The sequence below is a fragment of the Candidatus Sulfotelmatobacter sp. genome, assembly GCA_035504415.1.
Lineage (GTDB): Bacteria > Vulcanimicrobiota > Vulcanimicrobiia > Vulcanimicrobiales > Vulcanimicrobiaceae > Vulcanimicrobium.
In genome coordinates this window covers 80,899-96,136 of record DATJRY010000013.1, presented here as the reverse complement: position 1 = coordinate 96,136, position 15,238 = coordinate 80,899, and the positions used below count along the sequence as shown (strand labels likewise).

The 15,238-nt window shown below is 71.5% G+C and carries 17 protein-coding genes; 8 read left to right on the top strand and 9 right to left on the bottom strand.

Going from position 1 to position 15,238, the window contains the following annotated elements; genetic code table 11:
* Position 1: 1 nt before the first annotated feature.
* Genes VMD91_11670 through VMD91_11660 form a run of 3 tightly spaced genes read right to left on the bottom strand, consistent with a single transcriptional unit; the run spans position 2 to position 3,685 of the window.
* A complete protein-coding gene (locus VMD91_11670; GenBank protein HTW84719.1) occupies positions 2 to 1,627 on the bottom strand; it encodes a peptide ABC transporter substrate-binding protein in 1,626 nt (541 codons plus the stop codon).
* The gene (locus tag VMD91_11665; GenBank protein HTW84718.1) at positions 1,620 to 2,621 is read right to left on the bottom strand and encodes a DUF1611 domain-containing protein; all 1,002 of its coding nucleotides are present in this window, start codon (positions 2,619 to 2,621) and stop codon (positions 1,620 to 1,622) included. Before VMD91_11665 ends, VMD91_11670 begins: the two co-directional genes overlap by 8 nt.
* 53 nt (positions 2,622 to 2,674) lie before the next feature.
* Positions 2,675 to 3,685, bottom strand: coding sequence for a dipeptide epimerase (locus VMD91_11660; GenBank protein ID HTW84717.1), 1,011 nt, complete (start codon positions 3,683 to 3,685; stop codon positions 2,675 to 2,677).
* Positions 3,686 to 3,762: 77 nt separating this feature from the next.
* Between VMD91_11660 and VMD91_11655 the strand changes: the two genes are divergently transcribed.
* Positions 3,763 to 5,175: a deoxyribodipyrimidine photo-lyase gene (locus tag VMD91_11655; GenBank protein ID HTW84716.1), complete on the top strand. Its 1,413-nt coding sequence runs from the start codon at positions 3,763 to 3,765 to the stop codon at positions 5,173 to 5,175.
* Here VMD91_11655 and nudC read toward each other — a convergent pair.
* On the bottom strand, positions 5,136 to 6,116 hold the full coding sequence (gene nudC / locus VMD91_11650; protein ID HTW84715.1) for an NAD(+) diphosphatase: 981 nt from the start codon (positions 6,114 to 6,116) through the stop codon (positions 5,136 to 5,138). The genes VMD91_11655 and nudC overlap by 40 nt on opposite strands.
* Positions 6,117 to 6,215: 99 nt before the next feature.
* Between nudC and VMD91_11645 the strand changes: the two genes are divergently transcribed.
* Both VMD91_11645 and VMD91_11640 read left to right on the top strand, forming a co-directional pair.
* On the top strand, positions 6,216 to 6,863 hold the full coding sequence (locus VMD91_11645; protein ID HTW84714.1) for a hypothetical protein: 648 nt from the start codon (positions 6,216 to 6,218) through the stop codon (positions 6,861 to 6,863).
* 54 nt (positions 6,864 to 6,917) lie between these two features.
* Positions 6,918 to 7,958, top strand: coding sequence for an LCP family protein (locus tag VMD91_11640; protein HTW84713.1), 1,041 nt, complete (start codon positions 6,918 to 6,920; stop codon positions 7,956 to 7,958).
* A 225-nt stretch (positions 7,959 to 8,183) separates the two neighbouring features.
* Here the strand turns inward: VMD91_11640 and VMD91_11635 are convergent, their stop codons facing one another.
* Positions 8,184 to 8,909, bottom strand: coding sequence for a hypothetical protein (locus VMD91_11635; protein ID HTW84712.1), 726 nt, complete (start codon positions 8,907 to 8,909; stop codon positions 8,184 to 8,186).
* 44 nt (positions 8,910 to 8,953) lie between these two features.
* On the opposite strand from VMD91_11635, the gene VMD91_11630 reads away from it, so the two are divergent.
* The 3 genes from VMD91_11630 to VMD91_11620 are packed head-to-tail and all read left to right on the top strand — an operon-like array spanning position 8,954 to position 11,035.
* The gene (locus VMD91_11630) at positions 8,954 to 9,211 is read left to right on the top strand and encodes a hypothetical protein (GenBank protein ID HTW84711.1); all 258 of its coding nucleotides are present in this window, start codon (positions 8,954 to 8,956) and stop codon (positions 9,209 to 9,211) included.
* Between the two features lie 11 nt (positions 9,212 to 9,222).
* The gene (gene glyA / locus VMD91_11625) at positions 9,223 to 10,470 is read left to right on the top strand and encodes a serine hydroxymethyltransferase (protein HTW84710.1); all 1,248 of its coding nucleotides are present in this window, start codon (positions 9,223 to 9,225) and stop codon (positions 10,468 to 10,470) included.
* A 40-nt stretch (positions 10,471 to 10,510) separates the two neighbouring features.
* Complete coding sequence (locus VMD91_11620; GenBank protein HTW84709.1) at positions 10,511 to 11,035, top strand: GNAT family protein; 525 nt, start codon at positions 10,511 to 10,513, stop codon at positions 11,033 to 11,035.
* Here the strand turns inward: VMD91_11620 and VMD91_11615 are convergent.
* The gene (locus VMD91_11615) at positions 11,032 to 11,424 is read right to left on the bottom strand and encodes a VOC family protein (protein ID HTW84708.1); all 393 of its coding nucleotides are present in this window, start codon (positions 11,422 to 11,424) and stop codon (positions 11,032 to 11,034) included. The genes VMD91_11620 and VMD91_11615 overlap by 4 nt on opposite strands.
* A gap of 54 nt (positions 11,425 to 11,478) precedes the next feature.
* Between VMD91_11615 and VMD91_11610 the strand changes: the two genes are divergently transcribed.
* Positions 11,479 to 12,231 (top strand): AraC family transcriptional regulator, encoded by a 753-nt coding sequence (locus tag VMD91_11610; GenBank protein ID HTW84707.1) that lies wholly within the window; start codon positions 11,479 to 11,481, stop codon positions 12,229 to 12,231.
* On the opposite strand, the gene VMD91_11605 is transcribed toward VMD91_11610, so the two are convergent.
* The 3 genes from VMD91_11605 to VMD91_11595 all read right to left on the bottom strand — a co-directional run bounded on the left by VMD91_11605 (position 12,228) and on the right by VMD91_11595 (position 14,262).
* Positions 12,228 to 12,773 (bottom strand): isochorismatase family protein, encoded by a 546-nt coding sequence (locus VMD91_11605; protein HTW84706.1) that lies wholly within the window; start codon positions 12,771 to 12,773, stop codon positions 12,228 to 12,230. The genes VMD91_11610 and VMD91_11605 overlap by 4 nt on opposite strands.
* Positions 12,770 to 13,903, bottom strand: a complete 1,134-nt coding sequence (locus tag VMD91_11600; protein HTW84705.1) for an aminotransferase class I/II-fold pyridoxal phosphate-dependent enzyme — start codon at positions 13,901 to 13,903, stop codon at positions 12,770 to 12,772. Before VMD91_11600 ends, VMD91_11605 begins: the two co-directional genes overlap by 4 nt.
* 95 nt (positions 13,904 to 13,998) lie before the next feature.
* A complete protein-coding gene (locus VMD91_11595; GenBank protein ID HTW84704.1) occupies positions 13,999 to 14,262 on the bottom strand; it encodes a hypothetical protein in 264 nt (87 codons plus the stop codon).
* Positions 14,263 to 14,343: 81 nt separating this feature from the next.
* Between VMD91_11595 and upp the strand changes: the two genes are divergently transcribed.
* A complete protein-coding gene (gene upp / locus VMD91_11590; GenBank protein ID HTW84703.1) occupies positions 14,344 to 15,000 on the top strand; it encodes a uracil phosphoribosyltransferase in 657 nt (218 codons plus the stop codon).
* Positions 15,001 to 15,238: the final 238 nt, after the last annotated feature.

The window sequence follows — 15,238 nt, the reverse complement described above, 5'->3', positions numbered from 1 at the left end:
GTCAGATGCGCCACTCCCACGCGTTCCACAGATCGGAGAAGTACGTCGCCGGCCGCCAGCCGCGCAGGTCGCTGTTGACGGCCGCGTACTGATTCTGCCAATAGAAGAACACCGCCGGCACCAATTGGTGGATGCGCGCTTCCTCGCGCCAGTACAGCGCGCGGCGCTTGGCGCGGTCGTACGTCAGCAGCGCGGCGTGGCTGGTCTGCGTGATGATCGGATCGCGCAGCCAGCTGGTGTTGGCGCCGACCGGCGGGATGAAGCGTTCGCTCCAGGCGCCCTCGTTGTCCGGATCGGGGCCGTTGGTTTCGATGGTGAACTCGCTGTCGTAGCGCCCGGTATAGATCGGACCGTCGTGCGCGAAGAGCAGGTTGGTCGGGTAGTTCTTGATCTCCAGGGCGATGCCGAGCGTGCGCAGCTGCTGCTGCATCTGGACTTCGGCCTGCACGTTGGCCTGCTTGGCCGGGGTGGTCGAGACGGAGAACGCCAGCGGCATGCCGTTCTTGGCACGCATCCCGTCGGCGCCGACCGTCCACCCGGCGGCGTCGAGCAATCGCTTCGCGGCGTCCGGATCGTACGGCCACGGCTTGATCGGCGGCGCGGCCCACGAGGTCGGCACGACGTCGCTCGCCGCGCGCTCGTCGTAGCCGTGGAAGATCGTGCGCAGCATCCAGTCCCAGTCGACGCCTTCGGCGATCGCCAGCCGCACGCGCGGATCGGACAGCTGGGGCTTGGCGCAGTTGAACTGCAGGCGCCGCCAGTTCGCGCTGAGGTGCTTGCTGATCGTCACCCCGCTCAGCGTCTTCAGCTCGCCGATCTGGTTCTCGCTGACCGAGTCGTAGACGTCGATCTCGTGCGTGCGGATCTCGGAGAGCAGCGTCTCGGAGTTGGGGATGATGCGATAGCTGATTTGCTGCAAGCCGGGCGCGCCGCGCCAGTAGTACGGGTTGGGCGCGAACTCGAGCGAGGCGCCGTGGTTCCACTTGGTGAGCACGAACGGGCCGCTGGAGATCGGGGCGGCGTTGAAGGGCGCGCGGTCGAGGCTGGGGAGCGTGGCCAGCAGATGCGCCGGGATCGGCGGATAGCCCGAGCCGCCGATCCCGGCCAGGTCGCCGAGGATCCCGGCGTTGATCGCCTTGAGCCGCACCACCACGGTGTAGGGATCGCGCAGCTGCATCGCGCGCACGTCGTCCCAGCCGATCTGCAGCCGCACGCTGTTGTGCGGGTTCATCACCGCGTGCCAGGTGAAGACGAAGTCGCGTCCGTCGTACGGCGCGCCGTCGGACCAGCGCATCCCGTGGCGGAAGTGAAAGGTGATCGTCTTGCCATCGCGGCTGATCCCGCCGTTGGCCAGCGTCGGCACGACCGTCGCGGCGGCCGGGACGAACTCGCCGTTCTGGTCGTACCGGAAGAGCGGCTCGTAGAGCAGGTTCGCGACGTCGCCCGCGGCTTGATCGTTGGCGTACATCGGGTTGAGCGAGTCGGGCTCCTCGGACGAGCCGATGCGCAGGTGGCCCGGTTCGGTCCAGGCGTTGCGCTGCGTCGTGCCGCTCGCGACCGGCGCGCTGGGCGCGCAGCTCGCGAGCAAGAACGCCGCCAGGAGCGCCAGCGCCGGCCGTTCAGACATGCAGCACTCCCGTTTTGACGATCTTCGGCGCGATGGCGGCGTAGAGCGCGTCGGGCCCGTTGCGCACGACGTCTTCGCACGGCAGCCCCGTCTCCTCGCGCGCCCGCGCGATCTCGGCGGCGGCGTGCGCGGGCTCGCAGTCGCGCGTGTTGAGCGCGATCCCGATCACCGGCGCCGGCTTGACGCCCGCGCACAGCCCCTCGTAGGTGCGGATCAGCGCGCGGTACGAGAGCAGCGGCACGTCGTAGCCTTCGATGCTGGTGCGGCTGACGTTGTGCACCAGCACCAGCGCGTCGGGCGCGCTGCCGTACAGCAGCGCCAGCGTCACCGGCGCGAAGGCGGGGTGCGTGATCCCGCCCTGGCCTTCGACCCACAGCAGGTCGCGCGCGCGCCGCTCGCCCTCGAGCACCAGCTGTTCGGCCGCGCCGGCGGCGAAGTCGGAGACGACGCGGTCGATCGCGGTGCCCCAGCCGGCGATCGCGATCCCGATCTGGCCGGTCGGCACGAAGGTCGCCTCGACGCCCTGCGCGCGCGACGCGCGGCACAGCTCGAGCGACGCGGTCATCTTGCCGACCGCGGCGTCGCTGCCGACGGTCAAGACGATCTTCGCTTCGACGTCCCACGCGGCGCCGGAGAAGAGCGGCGCCGCGGGCGGCAGCCGCAGGTCCCAGATGCGCGAGTCGTGCTCGCGTGCCAAGGCGGCCAGCTCCGCGTCGTCGTTGAGCATCGCGTGCAGGCCGCTGACGACCTCGAGCCGCGCGCGCAGCGCCTCGGCGATGGCGGCGCGGAACTCGTCGGGCAGCGCGCCGCCGGCGGGCGCGATGCCGACCAGCAGCGCGGTCGGCTCGAAGCGCATCGCCTCCGCAAGCGTGCCGACGATCGGCGCGTCGCTGGCGAGGTACGGCAGCACCTCGCGCACGCTGCGGCCGGCGTAGTCGGGGTCGATCACCGCGACGACGACGTCGCTGCCGTAGCGGATGACGCCGTGCGCCATCTTGGCGGCGCGCGAGGTGAACGCGTGCGTCGCGAGGATCGCGTAGCGGCGGCTCAGCGGACGGCCTCCGCGCGTTCGCGCACGCCGAGTCCGGGCGCGTCGGGCAGGACCAGCTTGCCGTCGGCATAGGTCACGCCGGCGAACGGATCGTGCGCGGTCAGGAACGGGCCGTCGAGATCGGCCCAGTCGACCAGCGGGCTGAGCTGCGCCGCGGCCGTCGCCAGGATCGCGCTCTCGACCATGCAGCCCAGCATGATCTTCAGGCCCAGCGCGCGCGCGGTCGCGATCATCGCCAGCGCGTCGCGGATACCGCCGCACTTGACCAGCTTGACGTTGACGCCGTCGACGCAGCCGCGCAGCGCCGGCAGGTCGCTCGCGTTGACCGAGTCCTCGTCGGTCACCAGCGGGATCGGCGAACGCTCGCGGATCCAGCGCAACCGCTCGGGCGTGCCGGCCGGAATCGGCTGCTCGCAGAACTCGACGTCGTAGCGCGCCAGCTCGCGCAGCAGCGTCACCGCCTGCTCGGGCGTCCAGCCTTCGTTCGCGTCGACGCGGATCGTGCCGGTGTAGATGGCGCGAATCGCAGCGATCGTCTCGATCTCCGCGCCGGTGCCGAGCTTGATCTTGAGGATCGGGTGGCTGCCGGCTTCACGCACCTTGGCCAGCGTCTCGTCGAGCGCGGCGATCCCGATGGTGAACGAGGTGACCGGCGTCGCGCCGGGATCGAGGCCGAGCAGCCGCCAGAGCGGCCGGCCGACGTCCTTGCCGACGCAATCGTGCAGCGCGAGGTCGAGCCCGCACCGCTGCGCGGGCGGCAAGCCCGCCAACAGCCGGTCGAGCGCGTACGGGTCCGCGCCGAGCGCGTGCGCCCGCAGCCCGGCGACGACGCTCTCGACGCTCTCGTCGTACCGTTCGGACGGCGCGCTCTCGCCGAGCGCCTCGATGCCGTTCCAGCGCAGCCGCACGAGCACCGTGCGGCTGACGGTCGCCGACGAACGGGTGATGGTGAAGGTGTGCTTGAGCGGGAGCTCCAGCGGCTCGGCGGTGAGCTGGATCGGCGTCACGCCCCGGGCGTTCCGCGGGCGGACGCGACTGCCTTCCGGGGAAGGACCAACGGGTGAGAGAGCGTGTAGCACGTTCGTTGGTCTGGCTGCGACGCGACCTGCGGCTCGACGACCATGCGGTGTTGGACGCGGCCCTGCGGGCGAGCGAGGAGATCGCGTGCGCCTTCGTTCTCGATCCGGTGCTGCTGCGCGGGCCACGGGTCGGGGCCCCGATCGTCCAGTTCTTCTTCGACGCGCTCGCCGAGCTCCGCGAGCGCTTGAACGCGCTGGGTAGCGACGTGGTGGTGCTCGAGGGCGACGCACCGGTCGAGCTGCTGGCGCTCGCGCGCCGTCTCGATGCGCGCGCGCTCTTCTACGGACGCGATACCGATCCGGACGTGCACGCGCGCGACGGCCGCGCCGAGCTGCTCTTTCGCGCGGCTGGACTCGCGGTGCACGGCGTGCCGGACCATGTCTATTACGGATCCGACGAGGTCGTGCAGGACGGTGGCAAGCCCTATACCGTGTACACGCCGTACCGCCGGCGCTGGGAGGCGCGTTTCGCCGCCGATCCGCGTCCACCGCTGCGGACGCAGCGCGCGCTGCGTGGACGAACGGTCGCGGCGGCGGCGCTCGGGGCGTCGCTCGCGGTCCCGCGCCCCGAAGCGTACGGCCACGCGTCGAACCGCGCGTACCCGCGCGCCGGCGCGACCGAGGCAAACCGGTTGCTGCGGCGGTTCGTCGCCGAACGTGCGGACGCGTACGGACAGGAGCGCAACGTACCCGCCCGCGAGGGCACCTCGCGGCTCTCTCCGCATCTGCGCGCGGGGACGATCGGCATTCGCGCGGTCGTGCACGCCGGCGCGCAGGCCCGTACGTGGCTCGGCGAGCTGATCTGGCGCGACTTCTACCACCAGCTGCTCGCACACCACCCGCGCGTCGCGCACGAGCCGTTCGTCACGGCGGCGCGCGCGCTCCGCTGGCGCGACGACGAGGACGGTTGGCGCGCCTGGTGCGCGGGCGCGACCGGCTATCCGATCGTCGACGCCGCGATGCGACAACTCGAGGCGACCGGGTGGATGCACAACCGATTGCGGATGATCGTCGCCTCGTTTCTCACCAAGCATCTGCTGATCGACTATCGCCGCGGCGAGCGGTACTTCGAGCAGTGCCTCGCCGATGCGGATCTCGCCGCGAACAACGGCGGTTGGCAGTGGTCGGCCTCGACCGGGACCGATGCGGCGCCGTACTTTCGCGTCTTCAACCCGGTGCTGCAGGGGAAGACGTTCGACCCCGACGGCACGTTCGTGCGCGCGCATCTCCCGGCGCTCGCGCGCGTCCCGGTTCGCTACGTGCACGCGCCCTGGGAGATGCCGCCCCTCGTGCAGGTCGAGGCGGGCTGCCTGATCGGCCGCGATTATCCCGAGCCGATCGTCGAGCACGCCTTCGCGCGGCGGCGCGCGATCGAGGTCTACGGTGCGGTGCTTGGGCGCGGTCGCTCCCCGGCGTAGCGCTCCATCCAGCGTTCGACCAAGTAGCGCGCGACCGAGTCGCGGCGCGGCAGGGTGAACCTCGCGTCGGGATCGCCGGCCTCACCGAACGCGCGCACCTCCTCGAGGCTGAACCAGCGAGCGTCGTCGAGTTCCGCGGGATCGACGTGCAGCGGCGCGACCGCGGCTTGCGCGTGGAAACCGATCATCAGCTGCGCCGGGAACGGCCAGGGTTGCGAGGCCTGATAGACGATCGCGTCGACGCGCAAACCGACCTCTTCGGCGACCTCGCGCGCGACGGTCTCTTCGAGGCTCTCGCCCGGCTCGACGAAGCCGGCCAACGTCGAGTACATGTGCGGCGGCAGCCCGCCGTGACGGCCGAGCACGCAACGCGGCGGCTCGCCCACGGGCGAGGTGACGAGCATGATGACGGCGGGATTGATCCGCGGGTAGTGCAGGTGCTCGTTCGGACACGCGCGCACGTGGCCGGCTTCGGCCGAGCGCGTGGGCGCGCCGCACATCGCGCAGTAGCCGGTCGTGCGATGCCAGTGCAAGAGCGCGCGCGCGTAGCCGAGCAGCGCGAGGTCGGCCTCGCCGATGCGCGTGCGCATGTCGCGCAGCGGCTGGAAAGTGCCCGGCCCGAGCAGCGCCTCGCGCTCGCCGTCGGCCAGCGGAGCGAGGTCGGCGGCGAACAGCGCGCTGCCGTCCTCGCGCACGCCCAGCAGCGCCGCGTCGATCCGCGCGGCGCGCATCGCGGCGCGCAGCGCCGGCGTCAACGGCGGCCGCTGCGCGTTCGGCGCCGACGAATCGGCGGCCAGGAAGCTGCGCTCGCCCCACATCGGAACCAGCCGCGTCGCGTCGTGCGCGAACAGCGCGGCCACCGCGGCGTCGTCCTTGCGCCGGACGGCGAGCCGGTCGAGCCCGACCCCGGCATAGGGCAAGCGAACTGCGTGACCGTCCATCGGCGAGCGCGCTTCCCGGCCCGTCTCGGGCGGCCCCGCACGGCAAGCGCCGGCTTCTCGCGACGGGGAGGGGCGGACCGGCGGCCGAACAGTCGCGGGATGCGCCCTTCGCCGGCGGCGGTGCGCGCGATCTTCGTCCTCGCGACGGCGATCTCGGCGGCCGCGCTCGTCGATCCGGTGTTGGAGAGCCTCTCCAACGCCGGCCTCTTCGGACCGCACAGCTACACCGACCACAGCACGCTCGACGTGCTGCCCTCGCTGGTCGTCGGTGCCGGCTGCCTGGCGCTGCTGATCGCGATCCTCGTGCGCCGCATCTTCGTCCCGAGCGGGCGCAGCTTGCCGTGGCTGCGCGTCCCGGCGCAGGCACTCGACGATCGCACCGTGCTGCGCTTGGCGCCCCTGATCGTCGCGCTCGAGCTGGGCGTCCTGTGCACGATGGAGACGCTCGAGCAGCTCGTCGTCAGCGGCCACGTGATGGGCGGGACGATCTGGCTCGGCGGCCCGGTCGCGGTCAGCCTCGCCGCGCACGCATCGTTCGCCTTCGCGCTGGGCTTCGTGTTCGCGCGCCTCACCCGTTGGTCGGCCCGCGCCGCGGCGGAGCTGATCGCCTACGTGTGCGGCCTGGTGCTGGCGCGCGGCGCCCACGCGCCCACCCATCTCGCCCGCGCGCGCGTCCCGCTGCGGCGCGCGTTCGCCCCCGCCTTCGACCGCCGCACCGGTCGCGCACCGCCGTACCGCACGAGCTAGCCGAACCGTTCCGGCGCGACACGCCGGACCTCTCGCTTCTCGTCAGGTATCTCCATGTCGGTCGATCTCTCGACCGCCGGCAAACCGCCGGACGGTCGTCGTTTCCCCCTCCTGCGCCGCCTGCTGGCGTTCGCCGTCCTGTTCGCGGTCGCGACCGCGATCGGGTATGCCGCGATCGGCGCGCGCACCGGACGCTGGACCTCGCCGCTGCAAGCGATCGTGCCCGATCCGGTCAGCCTGTTCCACCGCGACCTCCTGCGCGTGCTGGTCGTCGGCCTCGACTACGACTACGATCCGCTCGACCAAGAGACGTCGGCGCACTCGCGCAGCGACGTCATCATGGCGGTCGGACTCGATCTCGTCCACCACCGCATCGCCGAGCTGTCGGTGCCGCGCGACATGGTCGCGACGCTGCCCAGCGGCCGGCGCGCGAAGATCAACGCCGCGCAGGCGGAAGGCGGCATCAAGGAATCGCAAGCGGTCGTCGCGAGTTGGCTGGGCGTTCCGTCCTTCGATCGCTACGTCGTGCTGCGCATCGACACGACGAAGGATCTCATCGACGCGCTGGGCGGGATCGATCTCGACGTCGAGAACTCGCTGGCGCTGCGGCACGCCGGCCGCAACGGGCCGATCGATTACGACGACTCGTGGGGTCATCTCCACGTCCACCTCAAGCCCGGCTGGCAACATCTGACCGGGGCGCAGGCGATCGGCTACGCGCGCTTTCGTCACGACTGGTGCAGCGATCCGTGCCGCATCCTGCGCCAGCAGCAAGTGATCCGTGCGATCCTCGCCAAGCTGCGGGGCGACAAGCTGGCGACGCTGGCGCACGCCGCGGCGCTGCTGGGCGTCGTGCGCAAGGACGTCGAGACGAACCTGAGCGCGGCGGAGGAGATCAGCCTCGCGAACGCCTTCCGCGACTTCACCCCGGCCGCGTTCCGCAGCGCGCAGGTGCCTTACACCGGCGACGTCGATCTGCCGGGCGAGGGCGACAGCATCATCCCGGACGAGGCGGCCAAGGCCCGGCTCGTCCGCCAGATGCTGTTGACCGTTCCAGCCGACCCGGCGCCTGCCGCGGCGGCTGTCAAGACTTGACCGGGGGTATACGATGGCTGGGCGGACGACGACTGCGCTGGCTCGCGTAGTTCCACGGTGGTGGACCAACGTCGAAACCTAGGGAGCACAAGCTCCGGATACGACCGGCATTGCCGACCGCTCTGCGGCCGGTATCTGGGCGCCCGGGCCGCACCCACCTGCCATAGGCAGGTCTCTACCTGGTTCCAGACGGCCCTTGCGGTCTCGTCCCCCTCTTTCAGCCCCTCAGCCCCGCGAGCGCGCCGCCAGCCGGCGCGCCGCGGCGGCGTCGCGCAAGCGCCCAACCGCCTGCGCGGCCTCGTCCCACGGGTCGGCCGACGCCGCGAGCTCGAGCAGCACCCACGAGCCGCCGGCCGCCGCGACTACCGCGGCCGGGTCGTCCTGCGGGCCGGCGCTGACGGCCGGCACCGGCCCTCGCGCCGCTTGATCGGCAGCCGCCGCCACGGCGGGCGGCACCGCCCGCAGCCAGGCGCTGTCGACGTCCTTGAGCAGGTGCCGGACCTCGGGCAGGGTCGCCCCGAGCGTCCCCGGCGCGGCCGGGACGAGCACCGTGACGTTGGCGGCCTTGGCGGCCTTGGAGACGGCCTTGGCGACCACCACGGTCTCGACGAAGGTGGCGGGCGGAACCTCGCCCGGCGGCGGCAGCGTCGTGCGGACCACGGCGGCGCCGAAGCGCTGGGCCAGCGCCAGCAGCAGCTCGCGCACGGCGACCGGCGTGGCCGGGTCGAGCAAGCCGGGCAGATCGAGCCCGAAGGGGACGATCCCCAGGTCGACCGCGACCTTGCGGACCTGCGCGACGTAGTCGGCGTCGGTGCGCGGGAAGTCGGCGGCGGCGACCAGCACCCCGTCGACGTCCAGCACGTTCGCGCAGCGCTCGAGCCACTCGAGCTGCGTGACCGCGGCGGTCGCGAGCGGTCGTCGAAACGACGAACTCGAAAGGGCGAGGCGCATCGCCTGCGCTTTCACCGGGAGCCCGCCGTGTCCATCGTGCCGCCGTGATCGACCGCCAAACCCTCGCCAACCTCGTCCCACTGGTCGCGGTCGTCGTGGCACTGGCCGAGTATCTGCTCGACCACACCGTCCCGCGCTACACCAGCCCCTGGTTCTGGATCGCGCTGGTGGTGACCGTCGGGCTGCTGGTGCTGGTGAACGTCCTACGGTTCACCGGGGCGCGCCGCACGCCGACGGCGAAGCCCGATTATTCGGCCACCACGCTGATACGCCGCCGCACCGACACCGACGACCGAGGTTAGATTCGCAACCGATGGACTTGCTGGAGCCGCTGACGCTCGCCGCCCAAGATCCCGAGCTCGCCGCCGCGATCGAGCACGAAGAGCGCCGCCAGCGCGACAACCTCGAGCTGATCGCCTCGGAGAACTACGCCAGCCGCGCGGTGCGCGAGGCGACCGCGTCGGTGATGACCAACAAGTACGCCGAAGGCTACCCGGGCCGGCGCTATTACGGCGGCTGCGAGTTCGTCGACGTCGCCGAGACGCTGGCGATCGATCGCGCCAAGGCGCTCTTCCGCGCGCAGCACGTCAACGTGCAGCCGCACGCCGGCGCGCAGGCCAACATGGCCGTCATGATGGCGGTGCTGCAGCCCGGCGACACGATCCTAGGCATGTCGCTCGCGCACGGCGGTCACCTCACCCACGGCACGAAGGTCAGCTTCAGCGGCAAGCTCTACAACGCCGTCGCGTACGGCGTGCGCAAAGACACCGAGCTGATCGACTACGACGAGGTCTTCCGGCTGGCGCGCGAGCACAAGCCGAAGCTGATCGTCGCCGGCGCCAGCGCGTATCCGCGCACGATGGACTACGCGCCCTTCCGCGAGATCGCCGATGAGATCGGCGCGTTGCTGATGGTCGACATGGCGCACATCGCGGGGCTGGTCGCCGTCGACCTGCATCCCTCGCCGGTGCCGCTGGCCGACTTCGTCACCTCGACGACGCACAAGACGCTGCGCGGCCCGCGCGGCGGCCTGATCCTGTGCACCGAAGCGCACGGCGCCGCGATCGACAAGAGCGTGTTCCCCGGCATCCAAGGCGGCCCGTTCATGCACGTCATCGCCGCCAAGGCGGCGGCGTTCAACGAAGCGCTGCAGCCCTCGTTCCGCACCTATCAGCAACAGGTGCTGACCAACGCGAAGGCGATGGGCCAAGAGCTGCAGCGTGCCGGCGCGCGGCTGGTCGCCGGCGGGACCGACACGCACCTGCTGCTGGTCGATCTGGGACCCAAGGGCCTGACCGGCAAGGCCGTCGAGCAGTATCTCGACGAGATCCGCATCACCGTCAACAAGAACGCCATCCCGTTCGACCCGCAGAAGCCGGCCGTCACCAGCGGCATCCGCATCGGCTCGCCCGCCATCACCTCGCGCGGCTTCGGTGAGGAAGAGGCGCGCGAAGTCGGGCGCATCATCGGCGCGGCGCTCGACGACGTCGTCGCCGGCGAGAAGAAAGAGACGCTGCGCGCACGCGTCGCCGAGCTGACGGCGCGGCACGACGTTCCGTAGCGGCGCGGTCGTGCCGGCGCTGCGAACGGAGCGGCTCCGCTTGGAGCCGCTCGTGCCCGCGTACGCCGAGGCGGCGTGCGCGTACTACGCGCGCAACCGCGCGCACCTCGATCCGTGGGAACCCCAGCGCGCGCCGGAGTTCTTCACGGTGGCCTTCCATCGCCGCGAGCTGGAGCAGACGTGGCGCGAGCAGCTCGACGGTCGTTGCGCGCGCTTCGCGCTGCACGTCGGCGACGGCGACGAGCTGATCGGGATCGTCAACCTGTGGGCGATCCGTCGCGGCAACATCCAAGCCGCGGTCATCGGTTACTCGCTCGACGCGGCGCACGAAGGTCACGGATACATGACCGAAGCCGCGCGGGCCGTCCTCGACTACGCGTTCACCGCGCTGAACCTGCACCGCGTCGAGACCAGTTACCACCCGACCAACGAGCGCAGCGGGCGCGTGCTGCGCCGCCTGGGCTTCGTCGTCGAAGGGTACGCACGCGACTACTTGCGCATCGCCGGCGACTGGCGCGACGCGATCCTGGTCAGCATCACCAACCCCAACTGGCAGGCCGATTAGGTCGCAGGTCCGCCCGGGACCGGCTGCATGATGCCGATGACGTTGCCTTCGGTGTCCTCGACGAAGGCAAGGTCGCCGACGGTCGGGATCGTGACCCGCTCCATCACGATGGCGCCGCCGGCGGCGCGTACCCGTGCCAGCGTCGCGCCGAGATCCGGGACGTTGACCGAACACTCGAAGCCGATCGTCTTCGTGCCGGGCACGAGCTCGCGGCGCTTTTGCAGCGAGCCGTGCGGCTTGGCGCCGGTCTCGATCATGTAGAAGTCCGGCGGACCCCACGCGTCGAAGCGCCAGCCGAACACGGACTCGTAGAAGGCGCGGCCACGCTCGACGTCGTCGGCGTTGATCGCAAAGTGCGTGATGGGGGCGGAGGGACGGTCGTCGTGCATGGCCAGACCATAACCGATTCGATCGGCACTCGTCTCGCGTCGCCGCGCCACGCGATGTCGCGAACGCGCCACGACGAGATCCACCCGCTGCGCTGGTTCGGCCTGGGCTTCGCGGGCGCGGCGCTGACGCCGCCGGCACCGCCCGGCTGGGACCGCCTGATCACGACGCAGACCGGCGCGGCGCTGGCGCGTGCGCCGCACCTGCTGGCCACCGTCGCACCGGATCGAGCGCTGCTGGTCGCGCCCGAAACGCCAGTCGCGCTGCACGCCTCACGCCGGGTCGAGCTGCGCATCCTCTACCTGCCGCCGGCCACGCCGCGCACGGCGCGGGCCGTCGCGGTCACGCCGCTGCTGCACGCGCTGATCGAACGGCTCGTCGCGCGTGGCACGTTCGATCGGCGGGACGCGGGCGACGCGCGGCTGATCGGTGTGGTGCTCGACGAGGTAGCCGCGCTCGCCGAGGTCCCGCATGCGCTCGCGCTGCCGTCCGATCCACGCGCGCGGCGCGCGGCCGAGCACGCGCTGGCGAATCCGGACGCGCCGCTCCCGGCGGCGTTGCTCGCGCAGCGCGCCGGCGTCAGCCCGCGCACGCTCGAGCGCGTCTTCGCGGCCCAACTCGGCTGCGGCGTTGCGGCCTGGCAGCGCCGCCTGCGACTCGTCGTCGCGGAACGCACGCTGTGCGCGGGCGGTTCGGTCACCGACGCCGCGTTCGATGCCGGCTACGCCTCGCCGAGCGCGTTCATCGCCGCTTTCCGCGGCGCGTTCGGAACGACGCCGGGTCGGCGTGCGCGACGCGTGTCCCGCTAGCGCGCGATCAGCGTCTGGGTCGAGGTCAGCCGCGCCCCGGCCTGCGCCGCCGCGTCGTTCTCGCGCGCGATGATCTGGGCGGCGCTCAGGCCGCCGGACGGATAGGTGCTGTGCGCGTCGCCGACGACGATCGCGCGCAGCCCGCGCCCGAGCGCACCGCGCGTGGTCGCCGCCACGCACTCGTCGCTCTGCGCGCCCAGCAGGATCACCTCGCTCGTACCCTGAGCATCGAGCCACGCGCCGAGCGCGGGTTGGCTGAACGCGTCGGCGACGGTCTTCGAGAAGATCGGCTCGTCGTCGCGTCGCCCCAACGCCGCGAACAGCGGCCAGCCCGGTGCGCCGGGTTCGAGCGGATCGCCGGGCTCCCCGTCATGGCGGATGAACGCCAGCGGACGGCCGGTTCGCCGCGCCCACGCGATGACGGCCCGCACGCGCTCGAGCAGCGCGTCGGCATCGTGCAGGCGCGGTAACGTTTCGCCGTCGAGCATGCCGGTTTGCAGGTCGATCACGATCACCGCGCTGGTCGTCGCATCGTCGCTCATCCGTTCGTCTCCAAAGCGTTCCGCAGATCGGCCCAGAGGTCGTCGACGTCCTCCAACCCGATCGCCAGCCGCAGTAGGGTCCGCGGCGTCTTCGTCCCCGGCGCCTCGACCGAGGCGCGGTGCTCGATCAGGCTTTCGGGTCCGCCGAAGCTGGTCGCGCGCTGAAACAGCGTCACCGCAGCCGCGACGCGCATTGCGTCGCGTTCCTCACCGCGCACGCAGAACGAGAAGACGGCGCCGGCGCCGCTCATCTGGCGCAGCGCGAGCGCGCGTTCCGGATTGTCGGGCAGCAGCGGATGCAGCACGCGTTCGACGGCCGGATGCGCCGAGAGCAACTCGGCCAGCCGCAGCGCCGAGGCCGACTGTTGGCGCATGCGCACCGGGAGCGTCGCCAAGCCGCGCGAGGAGAGCCAACAGGTGAACGGCGAGGGAATCGCGCCGAGCGCCTTTTGCAGGCTGCGCACGGCCTCCCAGCGCGGCGTTCGCTCGGCGCAGACGATCACGCCGCCCTGCGTGTCGGAGTGGCCGCTGACGTATTTCGTCGTCGCGTGCACGACCAGGTCGGCGCCCAGCGCGAGGGGGCGCTGGAAGACCGGCGTCGCCAGCGTGTTGTCGCAGATCAGCAACGCGCCGACGCGGTGCGCGAGCGCGGCGATCGCGGTCAGATCGCAGACGCGCAGCATCGGGTTGGACGGCGATTCGACGAAGACGAGCCGCGTGCGTTCCTCGAGGGCGCCGGCCAGCGCGTCAAGGTCGCTCGCGTCGACGAGCGACACGCGCAACCCCCAGCCGGTGAAGTGCGTGCGCAGCGTCTCGCGCACGCCGTAATAGCTGTCCTCGGCGACGACGACGTGATCCCCGGGCGTCAGTGTTTGGAACGGCGCCACCGCGGCCGCCATCCCGCTGGCGAAGGCCGCCGCGTCGACGCCCCCTTCGAGCAGCGCCATGCGCGCTTCGAGCTCGCTGCGGTTGGGGTTCGCGTCGCGCGCGTACGAGTATCCCTGCGCGGGATAGCTGCCGTCGGCGCCGCGCAGAAACGTCGTCGAGAGGACGAGCGGCTCGGCGACGGCGTCGTCAGCGTACGGCGCGCGCGCGGGGCCGTGCACGAAAGCGGTGTCCGTCGTGGCCATCGCCCTTCGCTCCCACGCCGGCGCCCGGCATCCTGCTGCGGGTCCGTTCAGCTTTGACGACCGCGCGGGTCTCGTAACGGGCTGTCGAAACGCGGCTACGCCGCGGAAGCGCCAGCGCCGAGCACGCCGGCGACATCGCCGACGAAGGCGTCGAGATCGTCGAGCCGCACGTCGTAGTTGAGCACCGTCGGCCGCAATACGCCGCGCAGCACCCGCAGGTCCGCGCGGTGCGCCCCGTCCGCCGCGATTTCGAAGCTGTCCTCGCCCAGCACCCAGTGGGTGCGTCCATGCTCACGGCGCACGCGGGTCGCGGGCAGATTGGTGTCGATGGCGGTGTCGAGACGGTCGAAGGCGGTCATGGCCCGCGACTTGTACCCCGTCATCGAACAGTATATCTACCGAGCCCAGGGCCGGCGCCGCGTTTCGAGAACCGGCGCGGGATGAGCGAGACGCTGATCGTCGATCATCCGGCCGTCCAGGACCGCCTGGCCCGTATCCGCGACGCCTCGACGCCGACGCAAGTCTTCCGCCGTTTGGTGGAAGAGACGGGTCAGTTGCTCGCGTACGAGGCGACGCGTGTGCTTCCGCTCACCGAGCTCGAGATCCAGACGCCGGTGCAGTTGGCGCGCGTGCAGCGCATCGCGAGCCGGCCGGTCGTGGCGCCGATCTTGCGCGCCGGGCTAGGCCTGTTGCCGGGATTTCTGGCCGTCGTCGACGACGCGGTCGTCGCGCACCTGGGGTTCTATCGCGACCCCAAGACGCTGGCGGCGATTCCGTACTACGCCAACATTCCGGACGATCTGGCCGCGCGCGAGGTGTTCGTACTCGACCCGATGCTCGCGACCGGCCACTCCGGCTCGGCGGCGCTCTCGGTCTTGGCCGAGCGCGGCGCGACGCGGGCGACGTTCATCTGCTTGATCGCCGCGCCCGAAGGCATCGCGACCCTGCGCGACGAGCATCCCGACGTGCGCATCGTCACCGCCGCGGTCGACGAGCGGCTCAACGACCACGGCTACATCGTCCCCGGCCTCGGCGACGCCGGGGATCGGATGTTCGGCTCGACCAGCAGCGTTCCGGTCAGCGCGCGCACGCCGTAGAGCCGCTTTTCAGGGGCGCGCGGGCGCGCGAGCCCGAAGGCAGTCCGATGAAGTGTCCACGGTGCGGGATCGAGATGAACCAAGAGGAGAAAGACACCTCTTCGGGGCGTGACCTGCGGACGTATTACTGCGGCAGGTGCCGGGAATCGCACGTCGTCGATCACGGCGAAGCGCTCTGGAAGGTGATGTCCGAGGGACGGAACAGCGAGCGCCCGACGTAAAGCTCGTCGCCCGAGAG

Bases quoted from the DNA above. Each gene is read 5' to 3' on its own strand.
- VMD91_11665 (HTW84718.1), bottom strand. From the start codon at position 2,621: ATGGCGCACGGCGTCATCCGCTACGGCAGCGACGTCGTCGTCGCGGTG.
- VMD91_11615 (HTW84708.1), bottom strand. From the start codon at position 11,424: ATGCACGACGACCGTCCCTCCGCCCCCATCACGCACTTTGCGATCAAC.
- VMD91_11610 (HTW84707.1), top strand. From the start codon at position 11,479: ATGTCGCGAACGCGCCACGACGAGATCCACCCGCTGCGCTGGTTCGGC.
- VMD91_11600 (HTW84705.1), bottom strand. From the start codon at position 13,903: ATGGCCACGACGGACACCGCTTTCGTGCACGGCCCCGCGCGCGCGCCG.
- VMD91_11635 (HTW84712.1), bottom strand. From the start codon at position 8,909: ATGCGCCTCGCCCTTTCGAGTTCGTCGTTTCGACGACCGCTCGCGACC.
- VMD91_11670 (HTW84719.1), bottom strand. From the start codon at position 1,627: ATGTCTGAACGGCCGGCGCTGGCGCTCCTGGCGGCGTTCTTGCTCGCG.
- nudC (HTW84715.1), bottom strand. From the start codon at position 6,116: ATGGACGGTCACGCAGTTCGCTTGCCCTATGCCGGGGTCGGGCTCGAC.
- VMD91_11645 (HTW84714.1), top strand. From the start codon at position 6,216: ATGCGCCCTTCGCCGGCGGCGGTGCGCGCGATCTTCGTCCTCGCGACG.
- VMD91_11595 (HTW84704.1), bottom strand. From the start codon at position 14,262: ATGACCGCCTTCGACCGTCTCGACACCGCCATCGACACCAATCTGCCC.
- upp (HTW84703.1), top strand. From the start codon at position 14,344: ATGAGCGAGACGCTGATCGTCGATCATCCGGCCGTCCAGGACCGCCTG.
- VMD91_11640 (HTW84713.1), top strand. From the start codon at position 6,918: ATGTCGGTCGATCTCTCGACCGCCGGCAAACCGCCGGACGGTCGTCGT.
- glyA (HTW84710.1), top strand. From the start codon at position 9,223: ATGGACTTGCTGGAGCCGCTGACGCTCGCCGCCCAAGATCCCGAGCTC.
- VMD91_11605 (HTW84706.1), bottom strand. From the start codon at position 12,773: ATGAGCGACGATGCGACGACCAGCGCGGTGATCGTGATCGACCTGCAA.